11 protein-coding genes are annotated in these 12,365 nt (G+C 42.9%); 3 read left to right on the top strand and 8 right to left on the bottom strand.

Translation table 11 applies throughout. The features are described from left to right. Positions 1–5: 5 nt before the first annotated feature. The 6 genes from bfr (AAHK14_RS10960) to AAHK14_RS10935 all read right to left on the bottom strand — a co-directional run bounded on the left by bfr (AAHK14_RS10960) (position 6) and on the right by AAHK14_RS10935 (position 4,956). Positions 6–479: a bacterioferritin gene (bfr, locus tag AAHK14_RS10960; RefSeq protein ID WP_062501169.1), complete on the bottom strand. Its 474-nt coding sequence runs from the start codon at positions 477–479 to the stop codon at positions 6–8. A gap of 96 nt (positions 480–575) precedes the next feature. Next, on the bottom strand, positions 576–1,070 hold the full coding sequence (bfr, locus tag AAHK14_RS10955) for a bacterioferritin (RefSeq protein ID WP_062501171.1): 495 nt from the start codon (positions 1,068–1,070) through the stop codon (positions 576–578). Positions 1,071–1,493: 423 nt separating this feature from the next. After that, entirely contained in the window at positions 1,494–1,688 is a 195-nt protein-coding gene (locus AAHK14_RS10950) for a (2Fe-2S)-binding protein (RefSeq protein ID WP_062501173.1), read from the bottom strand. Between the two features lie 216 nt (positions 1,689–1,904). Further along, the gene (locus AAHK14_RS10945; RefSeq protein ID WP_029102826.1) at positions 1,905–2,837 is read right to left on the bottom strand and encodes a branched-chain amino acid transaminase; all 933 of its coding nucleotides are present in this window, start codon (positions 2,835–2,837) and stop codon (positions 1,905–1,907) included. 117 nt (positions 2,838–2,954) lie between these two features. Continuing rightward, positions 2,955–4,202, bottom strand: coding sequence for a serine hydrolase domain-containing protein (locus AAHK14_RS10940; protein WP_065254936.1), 1,248 nt, complete (start codon positions 4,200–4,202; stop codon positions 2,955–2,957). Positions 4,203–4,302: 100 nt separating this feature from the next. Further along, positions 4,303–4,956 carry a hypothetical protein gene (locus AAHK14_RS10935; protein ID WP_065254935.1) on the bottom strand — a complete coding sequence of 218 codons (654 nt, stop codon included), beginning with the start codon at positions 4,954–4,956 and terminating at the stop codon, positions 4,303–4,305. A 776-nt stretch (positions 4,957–5,732) separates the two neighbouring features. On the opposite strand from AAHK14_RS10935, the gene AAHK14_RS10930 reads away from it, so the two are divergent. Next, on the top strand, positions 5,733–6,269 hold the full coding sequence (locus AAHK14_RS10930; protein WP_065256690.1) for a helix-turn-helix domain-containing protein: 537 nt from the start codon (positions 5,733–5,735) through the stop codon (positions 6,267–6,269). Then, positions 6,242–7,192, top strand: coding sequence for an IS3 family transposase (locus AAHK14_RS10925; protein WP_115246899.1), 951 nt, complete (start codon positions 6,242–6,244; stop codon positions 7,190–7,192). The genes AAHK14_RS10930 and AAHK14_RS10925 overlap by 28 nt, the downstream gene beginning before the upstream one ends. A gap of 137 nt (positions 7,193–7,329) precedes the next feature. Here AAHK14_RS10925 and AAHK14_RS10920 read toward each other — a convergent pair whose 3' ends face one another. After that, positions 7,330–8,088: a MipA/OmpV family protein gene (locus tag AAHK14_RS10920; protein ID WP_065257008.1), complete on the bottom strand. Its 759-nt coding sequence runs from the start codon at positions 8,086–8,088 to the stop codon at positions 7,330–7,332. Between the two features lie 127 nt (positions 8,089–8,215). Further along, positions 8,216–10,243: a choline BCCT transporter BetT gene (gene betT, locus AAHK14_RS10915; protein WP_065257007.1), complete on the bottom strand. Its 2,028-nt coding sequence runs from the start codon at positions 10,241–10,243 to the stop codon at positions 8,216–8,218. 464 nt (positions 10,244–10,707) lie between these two features. On the opposite strand from betT, the gene betB reads away from it, so the two are divergent. Continuing rightward, positions 10,708–12,225: a betaine-aldehyde dehydrogenase gene (betB, locus tag AAHK14_RS10910; RefSeq protein ID WP_065257006.1), complete on the top strand. Its 1,518-nt coding sequence runs from the start codon at positions 10,708–10,710 to the stop codon at positions 12,223–12,225. Positions 12,226–12,365: the final 140 nt, after the last annotated feature.

Below are 12,365 nucleotides of genomic sequence, written 5' to 3'. Positions count from 1 at the left end.
GTTTATCAATCATCGCTTGATTGTAATTGGATATAGTTTTGAATGCCGATGTCCGCAATCTTCTCTTGCTGGGTTTCTAGCCAGTCTTCGTATTCTTCATTGCCGTCTTTTAGCTTGATGAGTAGCTCACGAGAAACAAAATCACGCTTGGCGGTACATACATCAATCGCTTCTACCAACACGTCATGTTTACGCTTTTCCAAACGCAAATCACACGCCAAAATCTCTTCTACGGTCTCGCCAATCATGAGCTTACCCAAATCTTGTAAGTTTGGCAAACCTTCTAACAGCAAAACCCGCTCAATCAGCTCATCTGACCATTTCATCTCACGAATGGACTGCTTAAAAAATGAGTCGTTTAGCTCTTCCACGCCCCAATTTTTGACGATACGAGCGTGCAAAAAATACTGGTTAATGGCAATTAGGGACTGACCCAATACCAAATTTAACTGACGGATAACGTCTTTATCGCCTTTCATGTTATTACCTTTTTATCTTTAATTTCAACGTTTAATTTTTTAAAAAAGGGTGCATACACACCCCCTTTTTTACCTTTTTCTGCCTTATCGCCCTACTTAGTGCGTGGCACCGACCATGTTAGGCTCAGCACTTTGGCTTTGTAGGTAGTTTTGTAATCCCATCAGCTCAATCAAGCGTAGTTGTTTTTCTAGCCAGTGGGCGTGGTCTTGCTCAGTGTCTTCTAACTGACGCACGAGCATATCACGGGTTACATAATCACGCTCGGCTTCACAGATAGCAATCCCTTCTTTTAGGTGTTCTTGCACGGTGTATTCTAGCTCCAAATCGCTTTTTAGCATGGCAGGCACATCGGCACCGATGTTAATCTCGCCCACTTGCATATTTGGCGTACCGCCTAGCATGATGATACGGTTGATAATCAGGCGTGCATGTAGGGTCTCGTCTTCCATTTCGTGATAAATGCGGTCGTGCAATTTACCCAATTCCCATTCAGCGTACATTTGTGAATGGATAAAATACTGGTCTCTGGCACCCAATTCGCCCGCCAATAAGAAATTTAGATAATCAATGACTTTTTGAGATGATTTCATGATAAAAATCCTGTGTTAGATAAAGGGAAAATCAGCAAATGCTGTATGGGACATATCATAGCACAAAGATAGGGATTGACAAGGGGGTATTTGTATGGCAAAGGAACTGCGAACGACTTACGCTGTGAGAATGGCTATTACAATAACAAAAATTTTCACCTAAGAAATCATCTTAGGTGAATTGGAGAAAATGGTTTTGGCAAATATGCTAAGTTATTGATTATGTTGTTATTTTTATTATTGATGACAATTCCTTTTACCATTTTAATGATTTGCAAATAATAAGGCTTATTAGTTAATTTTATCAACTTGAAAATGACTATTGATTGATAATTTTAATCTAGCTAAGATTGTGCAAAGACGCTTATATTCAGAAATATAATAGCAATAAATTTACCAAATATTTACAAAAAATACCAGTAATCACACCGCCATGGCATCTACCGCCACATATTTGGCATGATGTTCATCAACCAAGTCCTGCACCATTGGCATACAACAGCCACAACAAGTGCCGACCAGTAGCTCACTTTGCAACGCTTCTACACTATCAACGCCTTGTAGCATGGCAGTTTTGATTTGGGTGTCTTTGATGTCATGGCAAATACAAACATACATGGCGAAGTCCTTGGTGAATGCTGTTGTGGATCGGCTATTTTTTAAACGAAAATAAGAACGGTTATTCTTATTAACTTATGGCGTTATATTAGCAATAATTATTATTATTTGCAAGCAAAAATTGATAATTTTTATAAAAAAGTTTAAAAATTTTGATGAATAAAAATCCCCAAAACATCATATCTTGGGGATTGTTAAAAACTCAATCAAATTTGATTATTCATCAACAAAAGATAACCAGTGCTTGTATTTGTCATTACGCCCTTGCACCACGTCAAAATACAAGGTTTGTAGTTTTTCGGTCAGCTCGCCACGTCCGCCCTTACCGATGACACGGTCATCATATTCACGGATTGGGGTAACTTCGGCAGCGGTGCCTGTCATAAAAATCTCATCGGCAAGGTAGAACTCATCACGAGTGATACGGCGTTCTACGACTTTGATACCCAAATCATGAGCGAACTCAATAATCGTACGGCGAGTAATGCCGTCTAACGCTCCGCCTGCAAGGTCTGGGGTATGCAGCTCGCCATTTTTCACCAAAAATAAGTTCTCGCCCGAGCCTTGACATACGTAGCCCAGTGGGTCCATAAGAATGGCTTCATCATAGCCTGCTTTGGTCGCTTCTTGGTTGGCTAGAATAGAGACAGGATAGTTGGCGGCGGCTTTTGCCTTACACATGGTTACGTTAGGGTGATGGTGTGTATAGCTTGATGTTTTGGCACGGATACCATTTTTGATACCATCTTCGCCCAGATATGCCCCCCAGTGCCATGCAGCAACGGCTGAATGAATGGTATTGTCTTTGGCGGCGATACCGAGCTTTTCTGAACCCACCCAGATGAGCGGACGAATATAGGCAGACGCCAAGCCATTTTCACGCACCACGTCTTTTTGGGCTTTGACCAGCTCATCATGGCTATAACGCACGTCTAGCTGAAAAATTTTGGCAGAATTAAGCAGACGTTCGGTGTGTTCATGCAGACGGAAAATGGCGGTACGTCCGTCAGGGGTCTGATAGGCACGCACGCCTTCAAAAACCGCCAAACCATAATGCAGGCTGTGGGTCAAAACGTGGACTTTGGCATCAGGTTGGTTGATTAGTTCGCCATCTAGCCACATTTTGCCGTCTTGGGTTGCTAAACTCATAAGTTTTTCCTTGATAAAAAAGAGCTTTTAATAAAATTATTTTATAAACTTAGAGCGTTCATAAAATAAAAGTAATCGCATGATTATAACACCGTTTGGGCGTTTTGCAATAGTTTTTTAAGGCGTGGTGCGAGCGATTGCCGTCTCTGATAGTACAAACTGACGTACGTCATTTAGCATGGTTGTATCAAAATTATGAATAAAGGCAAACGACAAGTGCCTGTCAGGGTCGCAGAACGCCACCGAGCCATTATAACCCATGTGTCCGTAGGCGTTTGGCGTGTGTTGCAAGCTAAACAGGCGATGAAAACCCGACCGCCACCGCATATTGGCAGGCATGACCGCATCAAAACCGTCCACACGCACCGCACGCATGTCAGCAAGTACCGCAGGCGTGATGAGCGTTTGCCCTTGCCATACGCCACCATTGGCGTGCATGGCATAAATAGTCGCTAGGGCGTGAGCGGTAGAGACCCCATTGGCGGCAGGAATGACCGCTTGCAACACCTTATCATGATGATATTCCACGCCATCACGTCCGTTTGGCATGAGTGCGTTTTTATAATTGACAAGGTTCATCTTGGCGGTGTCAAAATACAGCTTATTAATGCCAGATGTACCAAGCGTCTCTGCTTTATCCGCCCACAATGGCGTGATGTCAAGCCCTGCATAGACCGCCAACATCTCTGGGGTGTCAGGTTTTAGGGTTGGTTTGCGTTTGGTGGTGGGCGTGCCATCAAAATACCGCACTGGCTTGGCAACTTGCCCTAGCTTATCGGCAGGTAGTCCATAATACAGCTCGCCCTGTATGCCTAAGGGCGTAGCAAGGTATTCATCTAGGGCGTGTTGCAAGGGTAATCCCGATATACGCTCCACCAATCCCCCCAAAATCCACCCCGAAACCAACGCACTATACGCACTGCCATAGCCCTGTTCGTCCTGCCCTTTGGGGGTGTCAGGCGACATTTGGGCGACTTTGGCGGTCATCGTCTGCCAGTCGGTCAGCTCATCGGTGTCATGGGTGAGCGTGGTGATGTTAAACAGCCCTGCGGTGTGGGTCAAGATGTGGCGTGGCGTGATATGCTCTTTGCCCCCTACCCCAAACTCCGCCCAATACGAACTAATGGGCGTATCATAGTCTAGTAGCCCCTTTGAGACCAGCACCGCCACAAGGGTCGCCATCACGCCTTTGCCGATAGAGAAATTTACCGATAGTGTGTGGGCGTGCCAGTCTTGGTGTGGCAAGGCTTGCCCTATGGCGGTGTTTACCACCGTCTCGCCTTTGTGAGTGATGACCAGTGAGCCACCGGCAGGCGAGTCGTCAAATTGTAATTTAGAAAGCAGTTCGGGAAAATCTTGCCACATGGTCTGTACCTAATGATAAAAATGGCTTATTGTATAAGAATTTGGGGGAAAATTCAAAATCTACAAGATAGCATACACTGCATTCTTTGATACATCTGTATTATTCATAACCATACTCCTTAGGGTCATAATAGGCTTGGTAAGTTTTGCCTATGTTGCGTGAAAATTCAGGTTGATGTTGTTGCAAATCAAGTTTTTGTTGCCAAATTAACTTTTGATTATTTAATTCAGTAGGCGGTTTGCTTAGGGTATCTATAAAACGAACTCTTAGAATATTGAAAGTAACATCTGTCACAATACCCTTTGACATTTGTTGATATTTACCTTTCTCATCAAGAACAACAAGACATATTGGTGATATGTGCATTCTTGGCGTATAAGTACCGCTTGTTACGCAATTATGCAACTTAGAATTATCAAAATCATAAGCTTGTCCATAGGTATTTCCAATGACATACCATTTGCCATCTATCTTGTCAAGCAAATAAATATCATCTACAAATGATAATGACTGCCTACCCACATTAGGAAACCCCGTATCCCAACTAATCTCTACAATACTGGGTAAATAGTTTGCTTTTTGAAAAGGTTCTCCTGCCAATCTATAATGTCTTTTAATATCCACCCATATAAAACTACCATCGGATAGTTTTACCTCCTCTTGATATTCTATGACTTTATGAGCAGGTCTAAAATCACAACCCAATAATAGTAGTGATGATATTAAAATAAATGATAAGGGTTTTTTAAACATTTTTGTTTTTCCATAAAAAAACAGCAATTTTATAAACCTCACCCTTTTGAACTCAAATTTACACTCAATAAAAATAAAAAAGACATACTCAGTATGGTAGGGTGCGTAATACGCACCCTACCATACTGATGATTTAGATGAGTTGTTTTGGAACATGGGGGTGTGTGGTGATTTTGTGGTTTGTTGAGTGTATTTATTTGGAGTATAGTAATACAAATGTTAAAAGCATAGCAGGCACGAAAGCTGATTGAAAGAAACAAAACAGCCAATATAATATTGCCATGAATATTGGGTATTGATCTTTATATTCGTACTTATCATCTGTTTTTATCAGATCTTGATTGACATATTTTTTCTTAAAAAATTCATCAATTTTAACAAAAACCACCATATAACCACACGAGAAGAAGAGGAAAAATTTATTATAACTTTTTAGTTTAAATTCAGAATAGCCATAATGGTTCGACATAAGCATGGCAATAATGACTACTGGATAAAGAATCAACCCCAAAAGAGAGGCAGTGTTCGCCCATTCTTCATGATAGAATATTTTTGACATATAAAGATTATACCCTAACTACACAAAATAGTATGGTAGGGTGCGTAACACGCACCTTTTAAATAGAAAATTTTATTTATTAAATATTTTTTCTGCAAACTCTTTGATAATAAGAAAAAAATTTCCATAAAATTTCAATCCCAAAAAACCAAAAAACAAGGCAGACCATTGAACCGCACCCCAAAAGTTAGACACACTAACCTTTGGGGTGCTTTTTATGGCAAAATACACAACCGACTTTAAACTGTCTGTGATTGGGTATTATCTTAATCATCATGGCTACAAACAAACCGCCAAACACTTTAATCTAAACCACACAACCGTAGAGCTATGGGTTAAACTCTATCAAGCACATGGCATTGATGGCATAAAAAGACGACACACAAAGGCTGTCTATGACACAGATTTTAAGCTTAATGCCGTTCAAGCCATACAACAGGGCAAATCGCTTACACAACTTGCCATAGAGCTTAATCTGCCACAACCTTCTTTACTGTCAACTTGGTTAAAGTCCTACCAAGCCTTTGGTATAATGGGACTAATACCCAAACCCAAAGGCAAAAAAGCAATGTCAAACAAACACAACGCTAATAAAACCAAATCAACTTGGAAAACCAAACAAGACCACGAAAAAAGTGTGGATGATTTGCTTGATGAACTTGCCTATCTTAGAGCAGAGAATGACTATCTAAAAAAGCTAGATGCCTTAATTCGTCAAAAGGAACAATCAGTACAAACAAAGAACAAGTCCTGATCATCCAAGAATTAAGGCATAAGCACAAACTTGCTGACTTATTGGCAGTGTCAAACTTGCCAAGAAGTGTGTTTTATTACCACATTCGTCAAAGTACAAAGCCTGACAAAGACCTTGACTTAAAAGAACACATTAACCACATCTACCACCAACACAAGGGCAGGTATGGTTATCGTAGAATCACATCAGAGCTTAACAATCAGCTTGCCCAAAAAGGCATGGTCATTAATCATAAACGAGTGCAACGACTGATGGCTAAACTTGGACTCAAAGCATTGGTTCGTCGTCAACGTAAGTTTAATACTTACAAAGGCACAATGGGCAAAGATACCATTCAGGACAATATACTCAAAAGAGACTTTAAAGCAGACAAACCCAATCAAAAGTGGGCAACAGACATCACAGAGTTTAAAGTACAAGACAAGGCAAATGATGGCAGTGTCATTCAAAGAAAACTCTACCTATCGCCCATCATCGACTTGTTTAATGGTGAGATTGTCAGTTATACGATGAAGGACAGACCAACGTATGAGTTGGTCAAAGAGATGTTAAATGATGCCCTATCCAAGCTAAGCCAAGAAAAGATGGATGACAAACCCATCATTCATTCAGACCAAGGCTGGCACTATCAAATGCACCAGTATCAACAAACCCTAAAAGAACAAGGCTTAACCCAAAGCATGTCAAGAAAAGGCAATTGTTTGGATAATGCTGTGATAGAGAGCTTCTTTGGTACGCTAAAACAAGAGATATTTTATGAGACAACCACATTTACATCAACAGATGAACTTAAACAAGTGATTGATGAGTACATACACTACTACAATCATGATAGAATAAAGAGCAAATTAAAAGGACTAAGTCCTGTTAAGTACAGAAACTTAGTCCAATTAGGGTTAATACAACCACTTGCAACAACCTAACCTTTAATCTTATGTCTAAGATTTGGGGGTCGGTTCAACGTGGGTTTGCCCTTTTTATTGTTTGATAATTATTTTTGGTTTGTAGGGGCGAATCACATTCGCCCTTGATAAATCAAGCACTTATATAAATTTAACCATTAAAAGGTATAAGTCAAACCCACATTTGCTCCAATGTCCACTTTATCATCAGTTAGGGGGCTGTCTTTTTGGGTTGATGAGAGCCATTCGGCTTTGGTGTTGGCAAAGGCACCGATGTGGTCGGTAAATTGGTATTTGCCAGAGACCGAGACAAAGGGCGAGTAGCTGGATTTGGCGGTGTAGGTGTCTATGCCTGTTTTGGTGCTTTCTTGTTCGGATACGCCAAAGTAGTATTGGTTATAATCATCGCTGTACCAGTTTACGCCAAATTTGGGATACACGGTGAGTTTGTCATCGGCGAATTTAAACAAACTGCGATGAGCCAGCGAGACGGTTTGACCGCCACTTCTGTCCATCATGTCCGTGCCTGCCTTAATCTCAAAACCGCCCACCGGCGTGATACGCATATAACTTAGCACAATATTGGCACTGGATTTACGGCTGTTTAAGCCTTTTAGGGCGGTAATGGTTGCGTCATCTGGCTCAAAGTGGCGAGATTCATAGCCCGCCCCCACACGAAACCAGTTTTCGCTGTCTTTGTGAGCATAAAAACCCAGCTCCGAGCCTTCGGCATAAAAATAGTCGTTATCGTATAGCACGAGTGGCACTGCCCCCACTTTATCATCGGTGGCATAGGCGTGCGAACCAAAACTGGCTAAGGCACCAATGGTCAAGCCGTCAAGGGCTGATGTGTCTGATTGGGCATGGGCGGACAAGCTAAGGCAAAGTAGGGTTAGGCTAAGTAAGGATTTTTTCATGATAACTGTTCACGGGTAAAATTTAAATAGGGCTATTATAATGCAAAAATGGCAGTTTGGGAATGACAGTTTAGGGGGATTTTAATAAAAAAGCGTGCCTTTTGACACGCTTTTATTTTTTGACAAATCATTCAGGAAACACAGGGCGATTGCCAGGGGTTTCACGATTTAAGTGCAAAAACGCCCGATGACGCTCGTATTTGTCAAGTACGTCATTGATGACTTGTTCGCTGTTAAAGCCTGACAAGTCATTGCCTTGCAAGCCTTCAAACAAATATGTCTCCAAGCGATAATAAAACTCTTGCCCATCATCAACCGTTGGACGCTCTGGCACGGGGTATTTGACAGGGACGATGCCATAGACGAAGTTGTACTCGTCCTTATAATCCACCGTCAGCATATGTTGTACAAGGCTTGGCTCATCGTCCAAGGCGACCGATTCCACACGCACCGACAGCCCCTTTTGGCGTAGAGCGTCCGCCACGTCAGTCAGAGCAGGCAGACAGACATTTGTCATCATCGCTTTTGTGTCTTGGGTATCAGGGTAGGCGGTAATGCGGTGCAGGCGAGTTTGCCAGTCGCTCACGTCCACGCCCCCTGCCACAGGCACGGCGTTGATTTTGGTAATCTCTTCTCTAAAATCTTCAAGACGTAATGACTTAAACAGCCCCACCATGACAAAAAACATAACAAAGCTAAATGGCAAACCCATGACAATGGTTGCTTTTTGTAGGGCGGTGATGCCGTCCGTCATCAGCATGGCAGCCGTCAGCATACCGATTGCCACCGCCCAAAACAGGCGTATCCAAATGGGGGGCGTGTCGGTGTTTTTTTGGCTTTTAAAGCTAAAATTACTAAGCACAATCGCCCCAGAATCTGCCGATGTTACATAAAACAAAAGTCCCGAGACAAAGGCGATGATTGCCGTTACCGAGAACCACGGATAAGTGGATAACAGCTCATAAAAGCCAATCTCAGGGCGTGCGATGATTTTTTCGGCAAAGGCAAGGTTGCCCCCTAGCACTTCATTTAAGGCACTGTTACCCATGACCGACAGCCAAGCGAGCGTAAACATAAAGGGAATGGACAAGGTGCCAATGACAAATTCACGAATGGTGCGACCTTTTGAGATTTGAGCCAAAAACAGCCCCACAAAAGGCGACCACGCAATCCACCACGCCCAAAAGAACAGCGTCCAGTCTTGAATCCATTGTTTTTGTTCGGGCGTTTGGTTGTAGGCAAAAGTATCCAAAGTCAAAGTCGGAAAACGGCTAAGATAGTCGCCTACGTTCATGACAATGGCGTTTAGTAAAAATTCGGTATTGCCCAAAAACAGCACAAACAAGATAAGCCCCAAGGCAAAATAAATGTTAAGCTCCGATAGGATTTTGATACCCTTAGATGCCCCTGTGGTTGCCGACACAATGGTAATGGCGACCGCTAGGGCGATAAGTCCGATTTGCCAAAGTAAGTTTTCGGGCAAATCAAAAATAACGTGCAGTCCGTAGTTTAGTTGCACCACCCCAATACCGCAAGTGGTGGCAATACCAAAAATCGTCCCCAAAATCGCCGCCACGTCCACAGCATGACCTGCTGGTCCGTCAATCTTTTTGCCGATCATGGGGTACAATGCCGAGCGAATGGTTAGGGGCAGATTGTAGCGGTAGGCAAAATAGCCAAGGGCAATGCCCACCAACGCATACATACACCAGCCCGTCAGCCCATAGTGAAAAATCGTCCACATCAAGGCTTCACGAGCCGCCTGTGTGGTCTGATCGTCCCCAACAGGCGGATTCATGTACTGCATGATAGGCTCTGCCACCGAAAAGAACATGATGTCAATGCCAATCCCTGCAGCAAACAGCATGGATGACCACGTCAAAAGACTGTATTCAGGTTGGGAGTGCTTGGGGCCTAGCTTGATGTTGCCATAGCGAGAGCAGGCGATGAACAGTACAAAAATGATATACACCGATGCGGCAAAAAAGTAGTACCAACCAAAAGTGGTACTTACCCATGCCAACACACCGTCCAAAATGGCGGATGCACTGTCATTAAACAGCATGGTATATAAGCTAAAAAAGACAATAATCACCGCCGAACAGGCAAATACCGTTCGGTTTAGGCGACCGTCTTTGGATTTGGTATCTTCCATAGCGTTACCTTCCAAGTTTGTTAATGATATAAAATTGATAGGGCGTGCCTACCTTTGGTATTTTCAATGAAAAATGAGAAAGATTGCACGTTTTTCAAGGAAAAAACGTAGGCTGATAGTTATTCTATCAGGCAGGTTTTTGGTGCAGAAAAACAAGGTTTAGCCATTTTTTCATGCAAAAATTGATTGAAGTGTAAATTTCATCTTATTTTATGAAAATGTTATCAAGGTTTAACACGCTCTAAATATTTTCAAAAAACCTAATAAATTTACAAAAAGTTTACAAAAATCAATTTGCAATACACAATCATTTAACACAAATTAAACAAGAAATTCATTAAAAATCAATTATTTGCGTTATAGATGATTTTTTGTTATCATAACCTATCTTTTTGGTTTCATCAACCTTTGAATAAAATTTATAAGTTTTGATGATATATTTTTAAAAATACAGGAGTCTTGTTATGCCATTGTCATCACTACCAAACGTAGAACAAACATCGTTATATATCGGTGGAAAATATGTATCCGCCAGCAGTGGGGAGTTTTTTGAGACGGTCAACCCTGCCACGGCAGACACGCTTGCCAAGCTACAAAGTGCTTCAAAAGCGGACGTGGATAAAGCGGTGCAAAGTGCCAAAGCAGGACAAAAAATCTGGGCAAGCATGACGGCGGTGGAGCGTTCTCGGATACTGCTAAAAGCGGTGGCGATTTTGCGTGAACAAAATGATGAGCTGGCACGCTTGGAGACGGCGGACACAGGCAAGGCAATCAGCGAAACCGCTTATGTGGATATTGTTACAGGGGCGGACGTGTTGGAGTATTATGCAGGGCTTGCCACAGCCGTTGAAGGGGTGCAGGTGCCACTTCGTACTGGCAAAGAAGGGAGCTTTTTTTATACCCAAAGAGAACCGCTTGGCGTGGTGGCAGGGATTGGGGCGTGGAATTATCCCATTCAAATCGCCCTATGGAAATCCGCTCCTGCTTTGGCGTCTGGTAATGCCATGATTTTTAAGCCGAGTGAAGTTACGCCTTTGACCGCCCTAAAACTTGCCGAGATTTATAGCCAAGCTGGTGTGCCTGACGGGGTGTTTAATGTCGTGCAAGGCGGTGGCGATGTGGGGGCGTATCTGACCGAACACCCTGACATTGCCAAAATCTCATTTACAGGCTCGGTGGCAACGGGCAAAAAAGTGATGAGCCTTGCAGGAGCGTCATCACTAAAAGACGTAACCATGGAGCTTGGCGGTAAGTCGCCCTTGATTATTTGTGATGATGCTGATATTGAGCTGGCAGCCGATGTGGCGATGATGGCAAACTTTTATAGCACAGGGCAAGTGTGTACCAATGGCACACGAGTTTTTGTGCCAACTGCCAAAAAACACGCCTTTGAACAAGCCATTTTGGCACGCCTGCCCAAGGTTCGCTTGGGCGACCCGACTGATGAGACAACCAACATGGGTCCTTTGGTGAGCTTTGCCCACATGGAGCGAGTGCTTGATTATATGGAGCAGGGCAAAAAAGCAGGGGCAACGGTGCTGTTTGGTGGACGGCGTGCGGTGGCGGACGATTTTGCCGAGCGTGGCGAGTCGCTGTCCAAGGGGGCGTTTGTGCTACCGACCGTCTTTACCGATTGTACCGATGAGATGAGTATTGTTACTGATGAGATTTTTGGCCCTGTCATGAGTATTTTGACTTATGATGATGAAGATGAAGCGATAGAGCGTGCCAATGACACAATTTTTGGCTTGGCAGGGGGCGTGGTTACGTCTGATTTAAATAAAGCTCATCGCATTACTCACGCCTTGCAGGCAGGCATTTGCTGGGTCAATACATGGGGCGAGTCGGACGCCAAAATGCCTGTGGGGGGCTACAAACAATCAGGCGTGGGGCGTGAAAACGGCATAATGACGCTAGAGCATTATACCCAAGTCAAATCCATTCAAATAGAAATGGGTAAATTTGAATCTATTTTTAAATAACACCATATCATACTCCATTCTCAGCTTTGTGTAAGTGATTGATTTATCAAGGGCGAATTGCAATTCGTCCCCACAATCCAAAAAAATAATCATTGGAAAACCAATAGGTTGGCATTTTAAGTTGAGATTGGGGCAGATTA

This window comes from Moraxella sp. K1664, from assembly GCF_039693965.1.
GTDB lineage: Bacteria > Pseudomonadota > Gammaproteobacteria > Pseudomonadales > Moraxellaceae > Moraxella.
This window is presented reverse-complemented; position numbering and strand designations above follow the sequence as displayed.